The sequence below is a fragment of the Rouxiella badensis genome, from assembly GCF_026967515.2.
Taxonomy (GTDB): Bacteria; Pseudomonadota; Gammaproteobacteria; order Enterobacterales; family Enterobacteriaceae; genus Rouxiella; species Rouxiella badensis.
Genome location: NZ_CP114062.1, coordinates 2975121 through 2997873, shown reverse-complemented (window position 1 = coordinate 2997873; position 22753 = coordinate 2975121). Strand labels below are relative to the sequence as shown.

General features: G+C 44.2%; 14 protein-coding genes, 1 tRNA gene and 1 pseudogene. 6 read left to right on the top strand and 10 right to left on the bottom strand.

Going from position 1 to position 22753, the window contains the following annotated elements; genetic code table 11:
- The first annotated feature begins 279 nt into the window (after window positions 1-279).
- Window positions 280-1665 (top strand): cysteine--tRNA ligase, encoded by a 1386-nt coding sequence (gene cysS / locus O1V65_RS13885; RefSeq protein ID WP_084911906.1) that lies wholly within the window; start codon window positions 280-282, stop codon window positions 1663-1665.
- A gap of 179 nt (window positions 1666-1844) precedes the next feature.
- Here cysS and ybcJ read toward each other — a convergent pair whose 3' ends face one another.
- Together ybcJ and folD are read right to left on the bottom strand one after the other, a co-directional pair.
- A complete protein-coding gene (ybcJ, locus tag O1V65_RS13880) occupies window positions 1845-2063 on the bottom strand; it encodes a ribosome-associated protein YbcJ (protein WP_017492641.1) in 219 nt (72 codons plus the stop codon).
- Window positions 2064-2074: 11 nt separating this feature from the next.
- Window positions 2075-2941 carry a bifunctional methylenetetrahydrofolate dehydrogenase/methenyltetrahydrofolate cyclohydrolase FolD gene (folD, locus tag O1V65_RS13875; protein ID WP_017492640.1) on the bottom strand — a complete coding sequence of 289 codons (867 nt, stop codon included), beginning with the start codon at window positions 2939-2941 and terminating at the stop codon, window positions 2075-2077.
- 247 nt (window positions 2942-3188) lie between these two features.
- On the opposite strand from folD, the gene O1V65_RS13870 reads away from it, so the two are divergent.
- From O1V65_RS13870 to O1V65_RS23175, 5 genes and pseudogenes are all read left to right on the top strand, one after another.
- Window positions 3189-4094 carry an L-lactate dehydrogenase gene (locus O1V65_RS13870; protein WP_227952621.1) on the top strand — a complete coding sequence of 302 codons (906 nt, stop codon included), beginning with the start codon at window positions 3189-3191 and terminating at the stop codon, window positions 4092-4094.
- Between the two features lie 207 nt (window positions 4095-4301).
- Window positions 4302-4378: transfer RNA gene (locus tag O1V65_RS13865), tRNA-Arg, on the top strand.
- Window positions 4379-4573: 195 nt separating this feature from the next.
- Window positions 4574-5788, top strand: coding sequence for a tyrosine-type recombinase/integrase (locus tag O1V65_RS13860; RefSeq protein WP_269129814.1), 1215 nt, complete (start codon window positions 4574-4576; stop codon window positions 5786-5788).
- Between the two features lie 518 nt (window positions 5789-6306).
- Window positions 6307-7344: a DUF4917 family protein gene (locus O1V65_RS13855; RefSeq protein ID WP_269129813.1), complete on the top strand. Its 1038-nt coding sequence runs from the start codon at window positions 6307-6309 to the stop codon at window positions 7342-7344.
- A 159-nt stretch (window positions 7345-7503) separates the two neighbouring features.
- A pseudogene (locus O1V65_RS23175) lies at window positions 7504-8212 on the top strand (integrase core domain-containing protein); the annotation flags it as partial.
- 317 nt (window positions 8213-8529) lie between these two features.
- Here the strand turns inward: O1V65_RS23175 and O1V65_RS13850 are convergent.
- From O1V65_RS13850 to O1V65_RS13815, 8 genes are all read right to left on the bottom strand, one after another.
- On the bottom strand, window positions 8530-11661 hold the full coding sequence (locus O1V65_RS13850; protein WP_269129812.1) for a type I restriction endonuclease subunit R: 3132 nt from the start codon (window positions 11659-11661) through the stop codon (window positions 8530-8532).
- Complete coding sequence (locus O1V65_RS13845) at window positions 11654-12904, bottom strand: FRG domain-containing protein (protein ID WP_269129811.1); 1251 nt, start codon at window positions 12902-12904, stop codon at window positions 11654-11656. Before O1V65_RS13845 ends, O1V65_RS13850 begins: the two co-directional genes overlap by 8 nt.
- Window positions 12897-14228 (bottom strand): restriction endonuclease subunit S, encoded by a 1332-nt coding sequence (locus O1V65_RS13840; RefSeq protein WP_269129810.1) that lies wholly within the window; start codon window positions 14226-14228, stop codon window positions 12897-12899. The genes O1V65_RS13845 and O1V65_RS13840 overlap by 8 nt, the downstream gene beginning before the upstream one ends.
- Window positions 14218-15924 carry a class I SAM-dependent DNA methyltransferase gene (locus O1V65_RS13835; RefSeq protein WP_269129809.1) on the bottom strand — a complete coding sequence of 569 codons (1707 nt, stop codon included), beginning with the start codon at window positions 15922-15924 and terminating at the stop codon, window positions 14218-14220. Before O1V65_RS13835 ends, O1V65_RS13840 begins: the two co-directional genes overlap by 11 nt.
- Before the next feature lie 315 nt (window positions 15925-16239).
- On the bottom strand, window positions 16240-17346 hold the full coding sequence (locus O1V65_RS13830; protein ID WP_269129808.1) for a helix-turn-helix domain-containing protein: 1107 nt from the start codon (window positions 17344-17346) through the stop codon (window positions 16240-16242).
- Window positions 17343-18023, bottom strand: coding sequence for a hypothetical protein (locus tag O1V65_RS13825; protein WP_269129807.1), 681 nt, complete (start codon window positions 18021-18023; stop codon window positions 17343-17345). The genes O1V65_RS13830 and O1V65_RS13825 overlap by 4 nt, the downstream gene beginning before the upstream one ends.
- A 254-nt stretch (window positions 18024-18277) precedes the next feature.
- Complete coding sequence (locus O1V65_RS13820; protein WP_269129806.1) at window positions 18278-19945, bottom strand: UvrD-helicase domain-containing protein; 1668 nt, start codon at window positions 19943-19945, stop codon at window positions 18278-18280.
- A complete protein-coding gene (locus O1V65_RS13815) occupies window positions 19942-21879 on the bottom strand; it encodes an ATP-dependent nuclease (protein ID WP_269129805.1) in 1938 nt (645 codons plus the stop codon). The genes O1V65_RS13820 and O1V65_RS13815 overlap by 4 nt, the downstream gene beginning before the upstream one ends.
- Window positions 21880-22753 lie beyond the last annotated feature (874 nt).

Sequence of the window (22753 nt, the reverse complement as noted above, 5' to 3'; positions counted from 1 at the left end):
TAGTGTTTACTCATAATGAGGCAGTACTATAGCCTTTTCTTATACCATAACTCAAAAGTAGCCGTCAGCTTCTTGCTCGCTGGCCGCTAATATAAGGTGCGGCAAAGCGCCTGGATGCTGTTTAATTTGTTATGTTATAACAATAGAATGCGTCAATATGTTGATGAGCGGCTTATACCGTTTCGGTAGCGGGCTTTTCGTTATATTATGAGCATTATTATCACACGCACGTTTTTTGCATTTTAAGTAATTTACCCACAACACAATTGGAATAGCTCGATGCTGAAGATTTTTAACACCCTGAGTCGCCAAAAAGAGGAATTTAAACCAATTCATGCCGGAAAAGTCGGTATGTACGTGTGTGGGATTACCGTTTACGACCTCTGTCACATTGGGCATGGCCGTACTTTTGTCTCTTTCGACGTCGTGGCTCGCTACCTGCGTTATTCCGGTTATGCGCTTAAATATGTGCGTAATATCACCGACATCGACGACAAAATCATTAGACGTGCTGCTGAAAATGGCGAAGGTTTTAACGATCTTACCGATCGCATGATTGCTGAAATGCATGCTGATTTCGAGGCGTTAGGGATCCTTCCTCCCGATCTCGAACCGCGCGCGACGCATCACATTGCCGAGATCGTTGAACTGGTTCAGCGCCTGATCGACCGCGATCATGCCTACGTTGCCGTCAATGGTGACGTGATGTTCTCCGTTGAAAGCGATGCTGATTACGGCATCCTGTCGCGTCAGGATCTTGACCAGTTGCAGGCTGGAGCTCGCGTCGAAGTCGCCGATGTCAAGCGTAACCCGATGGACTTCGTGCTGTGGAAAATGTCCAAAGAGGGCGAACCGAGCTGGAATTCACCGTGGGGCAACGGCCGTCCGGGCTGGCATATCGAATGTTCGGCGATGAACTGCAAACAGCTGGGCACCCATTTTGATATTCACGGCGGCGGTTCCGACCTGATGTTCCCGCACCACGAAAACGAAATTGCCCAGTCTTGCTGTGCGCACGATGGTCCTTACGTCAATACCTGGATGCACTCGGGTATGGTGATGATTGACCGCGAAAAGATGTCCAAATCATTGGATAACTTCTTTACCGTGCGTGACGTTCTCAAGTATTACGACGCCGAAAGCGTGCGTTACTTCCTGATGTCTGGCCATTACCGCAGCCAGCTGAACTACAGCGAAGAGAACCTCAAGCTTGCGCGTTCATCAATGGAACGCCTTTACACCGCACTGCGCGGTACAGATGCCAATGCGCAACCTGCGGGTGGGGAAGAGTTTGAGGCTCGTTTCCGTTCGGCAATGGACGACGATTTCAATACTCCAGAGGCTTATTCAGTGCTGTTTGATATGGCTCGCGATATCAACCGCTTGAAGAGTGAGAACCCAGAAGCTGCTAATGGCCTTGCTGCCGAGCTGCGTCGTTTGGCCGGGGTACTGGGTTTACTGGCGCAGGATCCCGAGCAGTTCCTACAGTCTGGCGCTCAGGCAGACGATGGTGAAGTGGCCGAGATTGAAGCCTTGATCAAGCAGCGCAACGATGCCCGAGCAACTAAAAACTGGTCAATGGCCGACCAGGCGCGCGATCGTTTAAATGAAATGGGTATTGTTTTGGAAGATGGTGCCTCTGGTACAACCTGGCGTCGTAAATAAATCATAGCTTTTCAGCTACTCTGCGCCCCAGTCACTTAGTTCGCTAAGCTACTGGGGAGTTATTAGCTCACCGACCTGATGTGACGCGAAATCTCCAGATTTATCATTCCGATAAACTAATAAAAAACGGCGGTTAATTGCTTAACCGCCGTTTTTTTTATCGCAATAGGTCTGCCTGATTACTGGGAGGCTTTAACGACCATCTTGCTGCTGGCAAATTCAATCTGCTGATCGGCCAGAATTTTGCAACGTTTACGGGTTTCAACCTGACCGTTGACCTTAACCAGACCTTCGGCAATCACCGCTTTTGCTGCTGCACCGCTCTCACACCAGCCCATAAATTTGAGCAGGTCGCAGAGTTCTACGTGCGGGTGAGATTCGAGATAAAAAGTTTCCATGCCATCCTGTCTTAGTGATTATTCACGTCGTGGTATTCCTCGCAAGCCTGCAAGGTATTTTGGATAAGTGTAGCAACGGTCATAGGACCAACGCCACCAGGAACCGGCGTAATGTACGAAGCTCGCTCGGACGCCGATTCAAATTCCACATCGCCGACTACTTTACCACTTTCCAGACGGTTAATACCCACATCAATGACGATAGCACCCGGTTTGATCCATTCTCCCGGAATAAAGCCCGGTTTACCGACCGCAACGACCACTAAATCGGCATGCTCAACGTGATGGCGCAGGTTTTTGGTGAAACGGTGAGTCACGGTGGTGGTGCAGCCAGCCAGCAGCAGCTCCATGCTCATCGGGCGACCTACGATGTTTGACGCCCCGATAACCACGGCGTTCAGGCCGAAAGTGTCGATATTGTAACGCTCAAGCAGCGTCACGATGCCGCGTGGGGTACAAGGGCGCAGCTTAGGCGCGCGCTGGCACAAACGGCCGACGTTGTAAGGATGGAAGCCGTCGACGTCTTTGTCCGGATGGATGTTTTCCAGCACCTTGACGTTGTCGATGCCCGCAGGCAGAGGCAGCTGAACCAGAATGCCATCGATTGCGTCGTCGTTGTTAAGCTGGTCAATCAGCGCCAGCAACTCACCTTCGGTGGTGGTAGCAGGCAAATCGTATGAACGGGAAAGGAAACCAACCTCATCGCAAGCTTTGCGTTTGCTGGCAACATAAATTTGTGATGCCGGGTTCTGACCGACCAGCACAACGGCCAGTCCTGGGGCGCGTTTACCCTGGGCCAGGCGTTGTTTAACTTTTTCAGCGACTTCGCTTCTAACCTGCTGCGCAATCGTTTTACCGTCAATAATCTTTGCTGCCATCTGGGAATAAATCCATCAATTAATTAAGTGCGGGGAATGCGCCTATTTTGTCAGAACGCGCGGCTGCTGTCAGGCGCAGAATCATCATAAGATGAACGTAAATTAATCGAATAGCCGATTTTTGTAGCAATAAAGTGCAAAAAGGCGTGACAGAATCGAGAGTTATGCGTTTTATAACAGATACAAACGATGACGCCTCTGCGCGTAAAAATGCACTTTTATCGATTTTAAGAGGGAGAAGGCGGCAATGACCAGAAAAGTAGGCATTATTGGCGTGGGTCACGTTGGGGCCGATACGGCATTTTCACTTGTGACGCAGGGGCTGTGTGACGTTCTGGTCCTGATCGATGAAAATGAAGCGAAGGCTGACAGTCAGGCACTTGAGCTGCGTGATATGGCTTCGCTGACGGCTTCGCGGGTGCAGGTGATCGCCAATGATTATGCGGCGCTGGAGGATGCCGAGGTTGTTGTCATCGCCGTCGGGCCTAAAACGCTGCTGCGCGAAGACCGTCTCGAAGAGCTGGCCGAAACACGAGAGGCAGTGAGTGAGGTAACACCAAAAATCATCGCCAGCGGATTTAATGGCGTTATCATCAATATTACCAATCCCTGCGACGTGATTACTCAGGTAATTCAGAAAGTGAGTAGACTGCCGCATGCGCAGGTATTGGGTACCGGCACCTCTCTGGATACAGCACGTATGAAGCGCGTGGTCGGTGAGTTCTTTAGCGTCGATCCGAAAAGCGTAAACGGCTACGTGATGGGCGAGCACGGCGAATCGCAGTTTGTGGCCTGGAGCACGGTAAACATCGGCGGCTGCCCGGTTAGCGAACTGGCGGTAGAGGGGGAAGCAAACTGGCTACAGCTTGAGTCGGCGGTGCGCGGCGGCGGATGGGCGATTCTGCAGGGCAAAGGTTGGACCAGCTTCGGCATCGCCACCGCGACGGCAAGATTGGTTGATGCCGTGCTCTCCGATGCGCAAAGTGTGTATCCGGTCGCCGCGTGGGACGAGGCCAAACAGGTCTACATCGGCCAACCGGCCATTGTTGGCAAAGGTGGCATTGTTAAACGCCTACATCCAAAGCTCACAACAGCAGAGAATGCGGCCTACGAGTCCTCCGCACGAGTCATTTTAGATGCCTTTAACCGCTAAAGTCGTAAGCCAATGCGGCAAATCGTAAAAAACGGCGGCAGAGGCCTAATCATTGAAATTTATTTAATTTCACCAGCCTTGCTGCCGTATTAGTTAGAAATTTAGGTGAAATTGCTCAGGCATTGAGCAGTAAACGCAAAAGCCATTGACTCAACTCGGATGGCCCGTATAATCCGAGTCCGCTGTACTGCCTTTTAGCAGTCTAATGCGCCCTTAGCTCAGTTGGATAGAGCAACGGCCTTCTAAGCCGTAGGTCACAGGTTCGAGCCCTGTAGGGCGTACCATTTCGAAGTAAACAGACGTCAATCGACGTCTTTTTTTATGCCTAAAATTCAGTGAATTGGCTGGTTTTAGCGCATCGAAACTCTCCCTGAGTCTACCGGTATCTACCCACATCAAGTAGTATCTGTTGGTATATGTGATGGTACATCCCCGTTCAATGAAATCTTGTACCAACAACCAGCAACGGAGAGCCTCAAATGGCATTAACCGATGTGAAGGTAAGAAGTGCAAAGCCCACCGACAAGCCTTACAAGCTTACTGACGGTGAAGGAATGCATTTAATGGTTCATCCCAATGGATCTAAATACTGGCGTTTGCAGTACCGTTTTGACGGTAAGCAAAAGATGCTGGCGTTAGGTATCTATCCAGAAATTTCTTTATCCGAAGCCAGGCAACGAAGAGATGAAGCTAAACGGCAGGTAGCGAACGCCATTGATCCCAGTGAACAGAAGAAGATTGAGAAACAGGCTCGCAAGGCGACTGTAGAAAATACTTTCAAAGCTATTGCTCTGGAATGGCATGAGTACAAACGCCCAAACTGGTCGAAGGGTTATGCCGAAGACATTATGGAAGCGTTTGAAAACGATATCTTCCCAGATATTGGTAAGCGCCCGATTGCAGAGATAAAGCCTCTGGAGATCCTCAGCTCGCTTCGTAAACTCGAAAAGCGTGGGGTACTCGACAAATTGCGCAAAATTCGCCAAGCGTGCAACCAGGTGTTTCGTTACGCCATAGTCACCGGTCGAGCGGAGACTAATCCTGCTTCTGAGTTGGCAAGTGCGTTAACCCCTCCAAAATCTGTCCATTACCCACACATGTTGGCTGATGAACTTCCTGCTTTCTTACAATCGCTCGCCGCTTATTCTGGTAGCCCAATAACCCGGCTAGCGACAAAGATACTGATGTTAACGGGTGTTCGAACTATTGAGCTCCGTATGGCCGAATGGAAGGAGTTTAATTTCGACAAGAAAATTTGGGAAGTGCCGGTAGAAAGGATGAAGATGCGTCGGCCTCACTTGGTGCCACTATCTGATCAAGTTGTGGCAGCACTGCGAGAGATCCAGGCAGTGACAGGGCGTTATAACTTGGTATTTCCTGGGCGCAATGACATCACTAAGCCAATGAGCGAAGCGAGCATCAATCAAGTACTGAAAAGGATTGGGTATCACGGGAAGGCTACAGGGCACGGATTCCGGCACACGATGAGTACTATTCTACATGAACAAGGCTATAACACGGCGTGGATCGAGTTACAGCTGGCACATGTGGATAAGAACACCATTCGTGGCACGTACAACCATGCACAGTATCTGGAGCAGCGTAGGGAAATGTTGCAGTGGTATGGGGATTATGTGGACAGGTTGGAGAAGCAAGATATTGGGGAGTTTGCTAAGCTTCGTGAAATAGGATGAATTTAGGGGCCAAAATAGTCCCAGTCTTAGTTACGATTATTATGTAAATTGACCTCAGATGAGGTCTTTTTTTGTCTAAAAAATTCAGTCCCCTCAAAGCCTGCTTTTTTTCGGTCAACCTGCATCAACTTATCGATGTAGTACATTTATGTATATCTCCTGCATGGATAATGTTTGTAACCACACCAAACCTTTGAAAGGATATTCAACATTGAAGAGCGTAGTCTTGTGCTAAAGTAGTGGGCCGATTTTCTGGATGCTAATCGAGAAATGATGTTAGTCTATTTTACTTTGCAAAAACGTAGCTGAAAATAATACTGAGATAGTTTTGATGAGAAAATTAGGGGGTATTGTAAGTTTCTTTGCTTGGTGTTATAAAATATCTTTCTTTGAAAGACCACCTACCTCTATAACTGTGATGAAGTCTACAGTTTCTTTCTAATTACCTATTTATTTAGCCTTAGTGCTTAGTATCATATAAAGTATATCCTAATATACGTGTTTTTAGGAGTAATTAAATGAAAGTGATGGCTTTTGATGAAGTGATTACTTACCTACATAGAAAATCTAGACCATATTCATTGCTTATGGGGAATGGTTTTAGCATGGCCTATGATAGCGAAATATTTTCATATAACGCACTCTATAATTTTTTAACTTCAAGAGATGATGAGCTAATAAATAAGTTGTTCGATGTAATAAAAACAAAGAATTTTGAACTGGTAATGCAACAATTAGATATGACATTAGCATTGTTAGAGGCTTTTGGTTCAGACGTTAAATTACAAGAAAGTATTATCTTAGCAAGTAAAAAACTAAAAAATGGTTTGCTAAATTCTATACATCAACTTCATCCTGAACATGTATATAAGATACCAGAGACAAAGATAATCGCTTGCGCGGAATTTTTAAACTTATTTATTAAAAGTGGTGGGCACATATTATCTACAAACTACGATATGTTATTGTACTGGGCTCTTATGCGGCAGCATGTTGAAAATGCTATCGATGGATTTGGAAGGGAAATAGAAAATATGGATGAGGTTCTTCGTGGGGAACCTCCTGAGTATTCTAATCTTGTTTGGGGTCCAAATAAAGATAAGCAAAATATTCATTATTTACACGGTGCTTTGCATATTTTCGATTCTGGGGTTGATATTGAGAAAGAACAGTATGATCAAAGTAATTTTCTAATAGAAAAGATTAAAGGAAGGCTTGATAGAGGAAGTTATCCAATATTTGTAACTGCAGGTAATGGTGACGAAAAACTTAGCCACATAAGACATAATAGATATCTATCTTACTGTTTTGATAAGTTATCATCTTTAAATGGCTCTTTGATTACCTTTGGCTTTAACTTTGGTGAATATGATGAGCATGTTATTGAAGCAATCAATAAAGCCACGCATGCTCAAAACAAAATACCACCAAAACTATGGAGTATTTATATTGGAGTTTATTCTGATAAAGATGCTAAACATATACGTTCAATAGAGTCAAGATTTCACGCAAAAGTTAAAATTTTCGATGCAAAAACAGTTAATGTTTGGGGTTGATTAATTTAGCTACAGTATCTCATGTGGTGACATTAGATGTATAATCTCAGAACTGATTTGACAGTTATTGATGATTTATACTGGTTTGCATCAGGCTTAAATTTTTATCAGCCCAGATGCGCTTTCTATTAAGTAATGCTTCCATTGGCGTCAGCCCACAGAACTGTTTACCACTGGCTGAGTCGACGTGATAATAGGGCGATAACTTGGCGCATCATGGAAATTGCAAAAAACAGATATGCTTCGGATGTCCACGCATTCATATCCTCATAAGACGGAATTAAACACAAGAAAACACATGGGATTTACTTTGTAGGGCCTGAATCTGCAGGAAACGCCCCAGAAGGCATGTTAGTGCAGTACATCGTCAGAAGCGCTCAGTGTTAACCTACGTGGATCAGTTTGTGTTAGATAGTCTGTTCAACGACAGATGCTTCCAGGCACTAACTTTGGTGGATAATTTTAGTCGCGAATGCCTTGCGATCCATGCAGGGAAGTCTCTGAACTTTGAAGATGTGGTCAGTATACTGGGCGCTCTTAGGGGGCGGATAAACGCCTGCCAGAACGTATCCAGACTGATAATGGCAGCAAATTTATCTCGAAAAGTTCGGATAAATGAGTATGATCAGGGTGTGACATTAGACTTCACTCGTCCTGGAAACCGACAGATAACTCGTTTATTGAATCATTTAAAGGCAGTCTGCGGGATGAATGTCTGAGTATTCATTGGTTCCTGTTCCTGGAAGATGTGCATAATAAAATCAATGACTGGCACAGAGAATATAATAATGAAAGGGCGCACTTTTCATTAAATAGTATGACTTTGGCAGAGTTTATCCGAAGTCTTCGTAAAGACAAAGATCTCTAGTTTATGACTGCATTGATTTCGGGCTAAGGTATATAGAATACAGCTAGCTTTTTAGATTCGTGTTTTTCTTAAGAGTCAAATAATCATGAGAAAATAGCTGCGTTAATGATTTTATCCTTCAGTTTAAATTTGTTTAATGGCGAGTGAGGAAATGACACCTAGGATTATAATGACTGGATGAGAAAAAATTATTAAAAAACTCTCTAAGGCGAGTGGTGGGGGGATTATCTTTTTTCTCCTTACTTTAAATTTAGTTTCGTGGCCAATGTCTAAAAAAGGCATGTGGCCACCTAGTTAGAATTTTCTTATGTAATTTATCAAACTGTCCAACTATTTGAAACAACCTCAGCCTGTTTAAGTATCAGCTCAACTGCACCAGCGGTTTTATCTGGTGGATATTTATATTTACGCAATGTCTGACGTACCAGAATCCGCAACCGCGCACGCACGCTTTCACGTACCTGCCAGTCAACGGTAGTGGATTTACGTAACTGAGCCGTCACTTCAATTGCTAGTTTCTTGAGAATATCATCCCCTAGCTCCCGAACAGCACTTTCGTTTTCCGCCAGCGCATCATAGAAGGCAATTTCATCAGGGTTCAGACCCAGAGCATCATCACGTGCCATAGCAGCCTGAAATTCTTTGGCCATCTGGATCAGCTCTTCGATTACCTGTGCGGTTTCAATGGCGCGGTTATTGTATTTGAGCAGCACCGATCTCAAACGATCAGAGTATTTTTTTTCCTGAACGACGTTGTTATTTGCTCGGGCGTGAATACCATCATTCAGAAGCTTTTGAAGTAATTCAACCGCCAGGTTGCGCTGTGGCATATCGTGTACTTCTTGTAAAAACTCATCAGAAAGTAAGCCGATGTTAGGCTTATCTAGACCGGCTAGTGCGAATACATCGTCAACACCGGTCGCGATGATGGCATTATCTAGAATACGGCTGAGTAGTGAGTTTTTCTCGGATTGGCTGAATTTTTTATCGGTGGTGGTCAACTTTATTATGGCAACCTTCACTGCAGATAAAAAGGCGAGTTCCTTCTGCAACGGTTTCGCTTCATCCAGCGTACTACATAGTGACCAGGATTTATTCAGTGCCAGCACTACATCGAAATAACGCTTTTTACCGTCATCGAGTCCGAGAATGTAGTTTGCTGCATCGAGAAGCACTCGCTGTGGATTATTTTCAAACGCTGAATAATCGAAACCTGGGTCTGTTGCCGTTTTGGCAAACATGCCATGAATAATATCGAGTTTTTCCAACAGCACAGAAAAGGCTTCTTTAGTATCAACGGTCGTTTGGCCTTTACCTTTCGAGTCTGTGTAGGTATTCAGAGCATCTTTCAGTTCATTAGCGATGCCGATGTAATCTACCACCAGACCGCTGGGTTTATCTTTGAACACGCGGTTCACGCGTGCGATGGCCTGCATTAGGTTATGGCCGCGCATGGGCTTGTCGATATACATGGTGTGGCAACAAGGTGCATCAAATCCCGTCAACCACATATCGCGCACAATCACGATTTTCAAAGGATCGTTCAGGTCCTTAAATCTCGTTTCGAGACGTTTTTTTGTCTGCTTATTATAAATGTGCGACTGAAGATGTTCTTTGTCAGAAGCCGTGCCTGTCATGATGACTTTGAGTCCGCCTTTTTCGACATCTTCGTTATGCCATTCTGGCCGCAGTGCTACCAGAGCATTATAAAGCCGCACGCAGATGTCACGGCTCATGGCAACAACCATTGCTTTGCCATCCATCGTCGCGTTACGTGCTTCAAAATGTTTAACCAGATCAGCAGCGACCTGATGAATACGGGACTCTGAACCCACTAGCTTCTCCAGACGGCTCCAGTCACCTTTAGTTTTTTCTTTTTGGTCGGTTTCTTCGTCTTCAACCAGTTCATCGACCTGGTTTGAAAGTTCTTCCAGCTCTTCGTGGTTAAGGTCGAGTTTTGCCAGTCGGGACTCATAGAAAATCTGTACGGTTGCACCGTCTTCTACGGCATCCTGAATGTCGTAAATTGAAACGTAGTCACCAAATACTGCGCGGGTATCTTTGTCTTCAGAAGAAACTGGTGTGCCGGTAAAGCCCATAAATGAGGCATTCGGTAATGCATCTCGCATGTGTTTGGCGTAACCGTATTTATAGGCACCGGTTTCTGTGTCCAGCGTGGCACTCAATCCATACTGGCTGCGGTGGGCTTCATCAGAAATCACCACGATGTTGTCACGCGCGTTCAGTGGCGGATGTACTTTTTCGTCATCCAATGGCGCAAACTTCTGAACCGTGGTGAAGATGATGCCGCCGGATTCGCGGGCAGCCAGCATTTCGCGTAACTGGTCACGGTCACGGGCTTGCTGCGGCTCTTGCTTCAACAGATCTTTGGCCTGATAGAAAGTGGCGTAGAGCTGCCCATCCAGATCGTTGCGGTCAGTTACCACCACGATGGTCGGGTTGTTCATCTCTGCCTGCTGCAATAGTTTCCCGGCATAGCAGCACATGGAAATGCTCTTACCCGAACCTTGCGTATGCCAAATAACACCGGCTTTTTTACTGCCGGGTTTGATATCACTGCGCAGTGGAAAAAATTTACCGGTGGAAGCGACGATGGTCGCATTCACCGCTTCACGCACGGCATGAAATTGATGATATGCTGCAATTTTCTTGATCAGGTGTTTGCCATCATATTCAAACAGAATGAAATAACGTATGTAATCGAGCAGCAACTCGCGGTTAAAGAAACCTTTAACAACGGTTTCTAGTTGCCAATCTAGTAGCGGCTTATCGTCTTCGTTGTTGATGGTTTTCCATGGTAAGTAACGTTCTTCGTCAGCGGTCAGAGAGCCAATTCGTGCGTTATAACCATCGCTGATCACCAATGCTTCATTACAAATAAATAGATCGCTGATTTCGTTTTTATAAGTTTGAAGCTGATTGAATGCGGTCCAGATATCGGCGTTAGCATCAATCGGACTTTTCAGCTCAATAACCGCGACCGGAAATCCGTTGATATAACAAATCACATCAGGGCGACGCAATTGTTTTGTACCGCTGATGGCCACCTGATTGACCACCGTGAAACGGTTATTTGCCGGATGATTAAAATCCATCAGCAGGGCAGTATCGTGAATGACTTTGTCATCACGTTTATATTCGATCGGAACTCCGGCGAGAAGTAGATGATGGAACGCTTTATTACTGGCGACGATATCCGGGCTTCCAGCACGGGTGATACGGGCGAGCACTTCATCGCAAACACTAGCGGGAAGGTGTGGATTCAGTTTCGTCAGTTGCTCCCGTAACACCGGACGCAGAAATACATCGTGGAATGAAATACGCAGCGGATTGTTGCCATCTGGTGCGATATCAGGCCCATATAACTCTTCCCACCCTTGCTTGACAAACCAATCTAGACATAAATTTTCTAATGCTGATTCATTCATTTTTCTTTCCTTTACTACCTGAGTCTAAATCTATTTGAAGAATATTAGAAGTGATAAACCCTCTAGCTGACTCAGGATATCCAGATCTCCTTAAAATAATTCTAGTCTTTGCTAACATACTATCTTTCAAAGATTCACGATCTTCCCAGTCAATTAATTTACCTTTAACTAGAGTATTTGATATTTCATTGGCTATAAATTTTAATCTCTCGGCGTCAAAGTTTTTAGCTTCTGGTGGGGTCAGTAATAAATCAAAAATCGAGCTTGAGGAGTTGAATTCTCTATTTTTTTCAATAACTTCATAGTCACTATTTTCGGCTGTAACAGTGGAGTAGTTAAGGTGTTTTTCTTGTTTCCTATTGTTTGATTTCTCAATTTCTGAAATGAATATATTACAATAATCAGCAGCCCCAATTAAATCTGGGAAAAGACTAGCATGATGAACGTTCATCCGACGTAAATATTTCAAGCAATCGTTTTGATTTTCATTTTTTATGTATATTTTACATATATACTTAGCAAGAATAAATGCTTCTTCATCCTCAGATGCAGAAGATAAATCCTCATCGTGGACATCTTCGTTACTTAAAATTTCTGCTAATTTATTCTCAATAGTTGCATCGTGAGGAGAGTAAGTGAACAATCCTGCTTGACTGACAAGTCTACCATGATCATCTTTTTTAGGTTCAAAAAGCCTAATATCCTGACATGAATCGTTATCAGCTATAAATGTTTTATTTAAAACATAAACAGAGCGATAGGGATTTTCATCTTCATCAAGTTGATCTTCTTTGCAAAATGCAAAGAAGAGTGCAACATAAGGTGAGTAAGTCCAATCAAGTAATGGTGTCATTAAGCCATGGTGTTGGCCTATCGACCATAGTTCATCTTCTTGATCATCTTCTAATAAACTATGATCTTTGATACGACCTCGGATTGCCTTCCTGAATAGAGCCAATTGGCGTCCGGCAAGTTCTTTAGTGACAATGCCATTAGGTGTGACTCTTCCCAAAGTTGGCGTCATGCTCCAATCAAAACGTCTATGTCCTCTAAAAACAAATTGTAAGTCTGGTTGATTAAATATTTCATTTTCGAGTAGATGAGTAAATTCATGCCAGTCTTCTAGGCGAGTCACTGGTATTCTTCCACTGAAGTTATCAGCAGTTATAGTAAAACTTTTGTGTGGATTGTGGCCATCCCATTTGGGGATTTTATCCCAATAATTCTCTGGTATATTATTCATTACGGCTTACCTCATGATTCTGCGAACAGTTTTTATTTTCTGTTGCTAAATCAAATTCACCCGTAAGAAGTTTTGGAAGCAGGGTGTTTCGGAGTTCGGTAAGGTATTTATTTTCTGAATTATGGCTTTCTATATAAAAATAAAATTGCTTTACTCTTCTTGAGAAAACTTTCAAAAGCTTTTCTTCCGGTTGTATGCAAGGCCATCCCATAATGGCTGTTTTATCTCCACGAGGCATTTTAACGCCTTTTGAAGTCAACATCATGAAATCAAAAAAGACATCTTGATAGAGAAGGTTGTATAAAAATTCAACTGTAATGTTTGTTTTACCCTCAAATGCCAAAACATCCGCAGATCTGCCACCAGAAAAACTAGCAAGCCAAATCTTCTTGAAATAGGGACGTATATTAGAAATTAATATATTCCCTGCACTGAAGTTAGGAACAGTATTTGCAGAGGGTAAAGATGATGCCTGAGAAATTCCTATTTTATTCTCAAGCATATTTTCTGTTGAAATATATGTATCAGTAGTTAGTTTTGATACTTCGATTTTTCCTTTTGAAAAAATAGCAATGTCACTCAATGGACCTGTGTTCCACCCAGCCGGTAAATCTCCCAGCTCACTATCCTGCATAGCCGAAGGAAACAGCTCAGCCGTGGCTTTTAACTCGGCAAATTTTTCAGGCTTTTCTTGTTCAAGAACAACCAGTGAATCAGCATCTTTCCCAGAAATAGCCGTCATTGCCGCAAGAGTTGACTCTTCCTGAGAACCACCAGCTTCTAGCACCGCGATTTTGGCTTTTACTGGTTCAAAATCGACAAACCAACTTTTGAAAAGCGCTTGAGCCATTTGTTCAAGGGTTTGGTTGATTTTTTTATTAGAAGTAATTTTATCTTCAATTTTTTTTAAGAACGATGCAATCCTCTCCTGAGTAATAATTGAATTAGGCACTCTGACATTTGCCATATGAACATGATTTCTATTAATACCAGGCACAGCAGCTTTATCACTGTAAGCATGAAAATCGATTGTCTGTAGTAAATAATAAGAAAAAAGTGGCGAATTCCCTTTAAAATCCTCAATATAAAGTGTTGTGTTCAGTGGCCAATAGTCTTCAGGGATATAAAAAACTTCACCAATCGTACCATATCGACCAGTCACAACCCCAGGTCCTTTGGCCATTGATTTGTCATGAACACCAGAATAGCCAGAGGATGAAATAATAGGGACATTACCGTCTTTACGTTTTGTTTTTGGCAAATCGTAGCCACGTTTAAGGTTTAGAAAATCCCCTAATATGGTATTAATCCATTCAGAACTCATAACCCAGCCCCCCTAGATTCGCCCTAATCTGTGCTTCCAGCTTTGCACTTTCTTCTAGTTGATCTTTAAGCTGAGCCGTCAGCCGGGCCATCTTCTCTGCAAAAAGCTCATCGTCTTCTTCCTGCTCAGCCGCGCCAACATAGCGCCCTGGGGTCAGCACAAAGTCATTCTTTTGGATATCATCAAGCGTTGCAGAGAAGCAGAATCCGGCTTCATCTTCGTAATCTATATCCGTCTGCCAAGCGTGGAAAGTATCGGCAATTTTGGCGATATCCTCGCGGGTAAAATCGCGCAGTACGCGATCTTTCATATAGCCAATCTGACGAGCATCAATGAATAGCACTTCGCTTTTGCGATGAGCTTTGCCGTTGCCGCCCGATTTATCTTTGGTCAGGAACCAGATGCAGGCCGGGATCTGGGTATTGGTAAACAATTGGCCTGGCAGCGCCACCATACATTCCACCAGATCGGCTTCGACCAAGTTTCGGCGGATATCGCCTTCATTATTGGTGTTGGAGCTCATTGAGCCATTGGCCAGCAGCAGCGCCATCGAGCCCTTCGGGGCTAGGTGGTGGATCATATGCTGCATCCATGCAAAGTTGGCGTTTCCTTGCGGTGGTGTGCCGTATTTCCATCGTGTATCATTTTCCAGCTTGGCGCTCCACCACTCTTTCATGTTGAATGGCGGGTTAGCCATCACGAAGTCGGCGCGTAAATCAGGGTGTTGGTCATCCAGTAGGGTGTCAGCGTTTTTCTTACCAAAGTTGAAGTCGATGCCACGAATTGCCATGTTCATCGCCGCCAGCTTCCAGGTGGTGGGGTTAGATTCCTGACCGTATACCGAGATATTACGTTTTTGCTCGGCGGCGTTGTAATGCTTCTCGCCTGCGTGCTCTTCAATAAAACGGTCACTGGAAACAAAGAACCCACCTGAACCCATCGCCGGGTCATACACGCGGCCTTTATACGGCTGCAGCATTTCAACAATCAGCGTAACGATACTTTTTGGCGTGTAGTACTGACCGCCTTGTTTACCTTCTGCCAGTGCAAATTGCCCGAGGAAATATTCGTAAACGTGGCCGAGAATATCTTTACTTTTAAGCTGTAACTTCTCACCGTTATATTCAGGATTATTGAAGTTCGCATCTGAGAAGGTATTAATCAGGCCGATCAATACGTCATTACTCAGCTGAAATTGGCTGATACGGTTAAGGATACCTTTCAGTTTTTCGTTCGATTCTTCAATTTTATCCAGCGCGTTATCAATCAGCCATGAAACAGAGCGAAGGATCAATTCCTGCCCGGTTTTATCCACCCAAAGCACAGTACCAATTGGTAAGGTTGCTTTACTTTTCAGCATGTCCCAACGGGCAGCCTTGGGTACCCAGAAGACGTTCTTTTCAACGTAGTAGTCTTCGACTTCCAGCTCGTCCTGTATCGCCTGAGCGTAATCTTCATCAGACGCGTAATTTTCGCGAGGCATGGTGTAGATGTTGTCCGGATTCCCGACATCACGAAATAATGTAAGCAACTCCTGCTGACGAGCTTCAAATGCATCGGATACATATTTCAGGAAGATGAGCCCCAGAACGACATGCTTATAGTTGGCGGCATCCATATTAGAGCGCAATTTATCAGCGGCTTTCCAAAATTTGTTATCCAGCTCGTTCAGAAATAGCTGTTCGTTGTTGTCCATTAAAATCCTTGAAAAAATCAATTGTTGGCAGTGTGTAATGCACCGTTACAAATTTGGTTTAGAAATAGTTATCACAAAATCATACCTGCGATAACTACTATCACAAATAGTTTGGAACAAAGGAAATCAAGTCACTTTTGCGGCTATGAAATTTCTCTTCTGTGTCCTTTAATCCCTGATTTGCGTCAGTTTCATACTCACATGTTTACACATTCACGTGTGTAAAGGTAACACTGCTCTTTGATGGCTCCCATCGCGTCTAGAGAAGGCGTTAGCGAGGTAGGGATAGTGTAAGGGTAAAATCATTGATAATGTCTATACAAGTTTAAGGGGTGCAGGGCGAGTAGGGGATGAATGCCCCCCGCCACTGATTGTAGCTACGCCAAATAAGAGACTTGATAGTTCATCTAGAGGAATATTCAACTTTTTAGACATAACAGGTAATGTTACACCTTCGGATTGAAGCATTGATAAAACCTTATCAATTATGAGCGATTTTTCCCTTTCAATACCACCAGGTTCTCCATATCGGTAGCCTTTGGCTGAAGCATCTCGCAGTAAACTATTGTACTGCCATTCTGATAGCCCACCTAGGTTACGCATACGAACGATCAACGCGAATGCCGAAACTTTCCAATTCGCTTTAAGCTGAATTATTTTTTCGAGTGTGGGAACTGCCATTTTGACCGCAAGCACATTCTCTTTAGGCATCAGAAAGGCTGAAGCAAATGCATCTGCTTCTTTCTCGATGTCTGCTCCTTTCAGAACGCCATGACGGTGCATAACCAAGTGGCCTAATTCATGAGCAGCGTCAAACCGACTTCTTTCACCTGTCTTTTTTGTGTTCAAGAAAATATAAGGTGTATTGCCCTTCCAGAAGGAAAATGCATCAATATCAACGGTGTTCTCTGACAAGAAAAAAACCTTAATACCATTTTTTTCAAGAAGGTGAACCATATTAGGAATGCTTTTTTTTCCAAGATGCCACTCCTCTCTCAGCGCCTCAGCTGCAGATTCTGGTGCTGTATCTCGCATGTCAGGAAGGGCCGGTAATGGCAGATTAAATCTGGCGTCGAAGTAACTCGCAACTATGACCCCTAGTCCCCCAGCACCGATTGCTGCATGTTGATCTGCTGCTTTCGTTCTGCGTAGTGATCTGAAAGATACTGTAGACGGATCTATCGTTTCCAGGTCATCCCCAAAGAAAAAAGACTCAGGATAACGCAACGCTTCTGAGTAAGCGGCAACAGTGGCTGTTGTCGGTTCATACAAGCAGTACTCTTTTTCATATTCGATAACAATGCGTGAGGAGAGCCCCATCGCTTCAGCAAGTTCTTTTAGAGTCAATTTTCTACGAATTCTTGCCAGTTTTAGTCGGGATGGATTAAATAACTGCTTGTTTTCTTTATTGTTAGTGTTCATTTCATATCTATGGAAATCGAAACATCATCAGTGAAATCTTCCTCAGGGAAGATGTCTGCGCCATCAAAGGGCAGAGGACTGATAATCAGCCGTTCACTCCAGTAATTAACCTTAGCGAACCCGTTCACTATTTTCATGCCAACAGGGAAAGAAATCTCACAGCGAATTTCTTTCTTACCTGCATCGTAGAAATAAAGCACAATATAAGTTTTGGTTCCATCAGCAGATACAACAGGTATCAGCCCATCGTTTGAAGTGAAGGGGTGTTCTAAAGGAAACATCTCAATTGTATCTGAGTTGCTACTCACGATACTCATAGTAGCTTCCCCTTTCGCATTTTTGGTCTTCGGCCAACCATCGGCTAACCCCGTGTCTTTATCGCCCGATGTGATAATCATATTAATACCATGTGTCGGATTAGACACCAACTCCATGCGATTCCGGCGTACCATAATCCAACCGTTATCTTTAGCAATCAGTACACTGCGTAAGGAAGCCACCAACTCGCTCCAGAAACGGAAACCACCATCAATAACAGGATGAAGCTTTGTGGAGCGGCGTCTTTCATAAAGAGCGGCCGTTAACGCTTGGACGATGTCCTGCTCATCAATTCCCATTTTCGCCAAAAATGGCTGTGAATCCTGCTGAGAAACTGTTCTGCATTGCGGTGCGCTCATAAATGAAATCTCCTAAGTGAGTACTTCATGATTTTTGCATAAAAATTATGTTTAAATCAAGAAGTGAATTGCTAGACAGACAATGAGCTTTTATGCGAATTTTTTCATGCTTACGGTGGGATTATCAACGCCATAATTAGCGCCGTTTATCATTTGCTTGGCGTGCATAGAGTACGAAATGTTTTTCTGCGACTCAGAGAGAGTATCTGGTTAGTTTAAAGATCACTTCGACCGGTTGGATGAATGCATGCATATTACTTAACAAATGGCAGGACGTAGCTAATATACTCTGCTTGAACAGAACGATGGCTATTCCACCGTTTGGTATAATTAGCAGGGCGTTGGCGTTGTTCTGCATGAGTGAGCACTAACCTCCTTTTTGCCCGAGAAACTCCAACAAAAAATGCGCAGCGATTTTCATTCTGATTACCAAAGAAAATTTCATTTTCTACTGCCATGATAACGACAGAATCGAATTCCAATCCCTTGCTTTTGTGAATTGTAAGAATGCGGACTGCTTGGTCATCTGCAAAACGCCCAATTGTTAGAGGCAAATTTGGTTCAATCTTTAGTAAATCTTCAATTCGTACTCGGGTATCGCGGACAACTTCAAGCAGGCGTTTACGGGATTCGTAATCAGGTGACAAAGCTACGAGAGTTTCGAAGCCGATATGCTTTAAGAAAGCTCTCACAAACTCCCACCAACCAGAGAAAGGGGAATTAGATAGTTCAGCAATCGTGACTTCTTTACGATGTTTTTTTAGTAAGCGGTCAAGATCCTTTCTCTCACTGGATTGGATTTCATCGTCAGCAAAAGGAGTCAACAGGTTCATCAGACGGATCCAAGCTTTAGGCTCACGCTGGCCGTAGAGGCAAGATAAATAATCTACGATTAAGCGAGCTGCTGGTTCGACAGTAATATCCTGCATTTCCTGCTCGTTACGATATGGAATTCCACGTGCTTGCAGCTCTGCCATAAGATGGTTAGCATAGAGATCCAGCTGTTTAGACACGAGGACTGCAATTTCAGCAGGTGGTAATTGCTCTGTATTGATCCAACCATTAATTAGATCCGCCAAATAAACAGCCTCTTGTTGGCTATTTTCAAAACGCCATGCGTAAACTTCACCTTCGTCGCCATCCAATTGTTCATCTGGCATGACAGAAGCAGGATCAAGCGTACGAATAATTTCGTTCTGAACTCGCAACAATTGTGGCTCAGAGCGGAAATTACGATACATGTTAAGTGGTATTGCATTAAAATCATTTGCAAAGGATTGGAAAATTCCATCCAGTGCCCCCGCCCAGCTCATAATTTTTTGCTTAGTATCACCCACTGCAGTAAGTCGAATTTGAGTACCTTGAAAAGCAAGCTTAACCAAATCGTACTGTAAATTCGTGCAATCCTGAAACTCATCCAAAAAAACATCGCTATAAGTCTGTCGAATCGCATTTCGGGCTATTCTGGAGGTCTGCAATATCTGAATAGCAAGCCTTACTAGATCGCCGAATTCTATCTGAACACGAGAAGGAGCATGTTTTTTGTCTACGATGTTATACCCAGCATCTAAGGCATCTTTTCCCGTGAGCACTAGTCTGAAGCGATCAATGATGCGCTTGGCAAATGCATGAAAAGTATAACTGTCGAAGCGCGAGGCAAGATTTGCCCCACATCGCCGTTCGACACGTTCTTTAAGATTTCTGCTCGCATCCACTTTGAAGGAAATTGCCAGAATTCGTTTAGGGTACCGACATGTTCCTGTACGTAGAAGGAAGTCTGCTCGTTGCGCAAGCATTTCAGTTTTACCTGCGCCAGGTCCCGCAGTGAGCGCAAGGCAACGCTCATGCTCCTTCACCGCACGCAACGCATTTGGTTCAAGCGTCAACCCATTTGCGGGTTGCCATGCTTCAACGGCAATCATTCAGGCAACTCTTCTAGTTTGATGATGACGGCATCAGCCAGTCTGCTAAGCGACTCAGGCATTTTTGCAAGTAATTCTTGGTCACTTAACTTACCCAATGCATCAATATGTGCTGCTGGTTTGCTTCCAAGTTTGAAACGCTGATGATACGTAGCGAACAAATTCTGTTCATTTTCATTATATTGCGAAGCATCATGATAGCTTTTACCAAGCACAGCTTTGATTGTTGACTCATCAGGCTTTTCTTTAGCGACACTATAGGCTTCTGGATAAGCTAATAGCATGGAAAAGTCTAGATCCATTGGGGAGGAAAAAAACACACCTCTTTTCTCAAGCTCGATAAAGATATCCACCAGCCCACTTTGAGCCTCATTATCAAAAAAATGATGGGTTCTTATTGGTGTAACATCGCTATTCCATTTTGAAATGCCCCAACTGCTTGGTAGTACTTTATTTGGCTCAAATGCAGCAAGTTGATCATTAACGTACTTGATTCGTCCCCAGCCAGCTGCATAACGAGCCACATCGAGATCAAGCAATGTCAGATAAGGGATCTGCAAGGCTGAAAGCAAACGCCAAAAATGATTCACATGCCTACCGCCTAATGGAGCTATCGTGACTGCTGAGTCATCAACTGGCGCACCTTTGGCCTGAAGCAAACGCGGCAATACAATCTCTTCACTATCACCTTCGCCAAGCACTACCAGACGCGAGAAATAGATCTCAGGAAATGCCTGGACAGCTTCCCGTACAAATTTGTGTGCGTCATCAGCTTTCTCTGGTAATAAGATGCATGTGACACGTGTCTTTCTAGCCTCGGTAAGCCGCAGATAACGTATTAACTCAGGGGCAACTCGACTCAACATTGTGGGAGCATGAGTTGCAATAAGAGCTTGTGCATCTGCATTTTTCGTCATGGTATTCAAAGCACTGACGATACGTCCTAGGTAATGAGGAGAAAGACTATTTTCGGGTTCCTCAAGTGCGACCAGTGTAAAGACCGGTGGACGTAACTTATCGGGATCGAAAGATACATCTTCCTCGGCGAGCACTGCTCTACCAATAGCCTGAGACGATAGGACCAAGGAAAGGTAAAGCATCGATTTTTGGCCATCACTTAAACGCGAAAAGTCGACAAGAGAACCATCATGACCGGGGGTAAACGAAACCGACAAATGTCGCAACAGCGCTTCAATCTCCGATGCCACAAATGTGATTTTAGGATCAGCAAAAAATTTGCCCTTATGTAGAGTGGCCCAGGTCGTTTTCAAACTCTCACTAAAAGCATTTACTGAAGGGTTTGCCGCAAGGCTATCGCTTATTTGATCTGTCAGTCCTTTAATCGTATCGCGCTCAGCATCCCAACGTACGGCGCGAAGCAAACGCCCGAGTAAGGCGTTAGCGCCGTAAGTAATATGGTCCGCAGGATCACGTCTGGCAGGTAAGTAGTGGATCTGGATATGATTGCGTTCAGCTCGTGGGACCTGAGCGGTATTTTGAGGAGAGCCATCAGCATTGACATCCAAGATATACACTAAATTTTCTTCGATATCCCCGTCAATTCCCATAGTGGCTGTGAGGCGGAAACGCACACGAGGAATACCTTCCTGCTCATCAAGCCGCATGTGGCTGAAATGAGGAGCTACGGTACTGTTATCCTCTTCCTCGGCAAGTTCGGGAAATAGAAAATCAGCTTCTACCCACAACTGGCGCTCAGGAGGAGCCTCTTCTTCATCAAAAGGAACATGGAAATCTGAACGATGGACACGACGCAATGTTGGATCGAACGCAAAGAGTCGGCATAAAGCCTGAAGTACTGCAGTTTTACCTGAACCATTAGGACCGATTAGATAAGTAATATCTTCCAAACTGAGTTCGGTAGGTTCATGACCAAAAGATTGAAAACCAGATAACCGAATTGTATTTAGCCTCATGCATTCTCCAAATTATCATTTCCAGCTATCTTTAATAAGGTATGGTCGTTTTAATAAAACGTTAATAATTTTCAGACTTTGTTGGACAAATCGAAATTTTTTGCCGTAATCCCAATCAGATCACCATATTCCTGGCCCTGCAATGGCATTCTGTTGCAAAGCAAAAGTTCAAAATCAACAATTAGTAAGCCTATAACGGGACTCTCTTCCATCGGTGTTCATTGCATTCTGGTTGGATGAATAGGCATCCAAGCCTTGTACGACGGACTAAAAACATCTTGGCGCAGTCATATGCAATGCCATTATGAGCTGGCTATTCCCATCATACTGATGCTCAAACATCTCTTTCGGCTCACTCTGTGTGCTACTCGGGATTCATTGATTCTATTTTTAGCTTAGCGAAGATAAAGTCCTGTTGCCCAGATTATTCCTGTGACCTTACTCTAAAATTCGGCTCTATTCAGAAATAGCATTCCTGCATGATAAATACTCCCCTGAACAGAGATTAATGCGATGAAAAAGCCACGATTCGCCGAAGAACACATTGACTTTGTCCAGAAACAGGCATACCTAGGTAGACTGGTGCCCTTCATAAAATAAAACAGATTAGTTGGAAATCAAGATTTGGTATTCGCTGGCAATTATGAATCACGTAAATCGATGAGTGAAGGTATGGTTAGCGCATATTCAATGCGCAAACACGGGCGGTGGGGTGACTCGCTCAGAAAGTGGAGCAGCTTGCTTTTGCATGGATGATAGAAGTAGCGGTTGTAAAGGAACGGTTTTGTAGAATAGAAAGCTCAGACTGCCACATAAGGCACGGGCAATAAAAGGTTTTGCATACTTCATGTTCTTCCTTACGGCCAAACGGCAC

Excerpts from the sequence above, each read along its gene's own strand:
- folD (WP_017492640.1), bottom strand. The coding sequence starts at position 2,941 with ATGGCAGCAAAGATTATTGACGGTAAAACGATTGCGCAGCAGGTTAGA.
- ybcJ (WP_017492641.1), bottom strand. The coding sequence starts at position 2,063 with ATGGAAACTTTTTATCTCGAATCTCACCCGCACGTAGAACTCTGCGAC.
- O1V65_RS13870 (WP_227952621.1), top strand. The coding sequence starts at position 3,189 with ATGACCAGAAAAGTAGGCATTATTGGCGTGGGTCACGTTGGGGCCGAT.
- O1V65_RS13820 (WP_269129806.1), bottom strand. The coding sequence starts at position 19,945 with ATGATTGCCGTTGAAGCATGGCAACCCGCAAATGGGTTGACGCTTGAA.
- O1V65_RS13855 (WP_269129813.1), top strand. The coding sequence starts at position 6,307 with ATGAAAGTGATGGCTTTTGATGAAGTGATTACTTACCTACATAGAAAA.
- O1V65_RS13835 (WP_269129809.1), bottom strand. The coding sequence starts at position 15,924 with ATGGACAACAACGAACAGCTATTTCTGAACGAGCTGGATAACAAATTT.
- O1V65_RS13850 (WP_269129812.1), bottom strand. The coding sequence starts at position 11,661 with ATGAATGAATCAGCATTAGAAAATTTATGTCTAGATTGGTTTGTCAAG.
- O1V65_RS13845 (WP_269129811.1), bottom strand. The coding sequence starts at position 12,904 with ATGAATAATATACCAGAGAATTATTGGGATAAAATCCCCAAATGGGAT.
- O1V65_RS13860 (WP_269129814.1), top strand. The coding sequence starts at position 4,574 with ATGGCATTAACCGATGTGAAGGTAAGAAGTGCAAAGCCCACCGACAAG.
- O1V65_RS13825 (WP_269129807.1), bottom strand. The coding sequence starts at position 18,023 with ATGAGCGCACCGCAATGCAGAACAGTTTCTCAGCAGGATTCACAGCCA.
- O1V65_RS13830 (WP_269129808.1), bottom strand. The coding sequence starts at position 17,346 with ATGAACACTAACAATAAAGAAAACAAGCAGTTATTTAATCCATCCCGA.
- O1V65_RS13815 (WP_269129805.1), bottom strand. The coding sequence starts at position 21,879 with ATGAGGCTAAATACAATTCGGTTATCTGGTTTTCAATCTTTTGGTCAT.
- O1V65_RS13840 (WP_269129810.1), bottom strand. The coding sequence starts at position 14,228 with ATGAGTTCTGAATGGATTAATACCATATTAGGGGATTTTCTAAACCTT.
- cysS (WP_084911906.1), top strand. The coding sequence starts at position 280 with ATGCTGAAGATTTTTAACACCCTGAGTCGCCAAAAAGAGGAATTTAAA.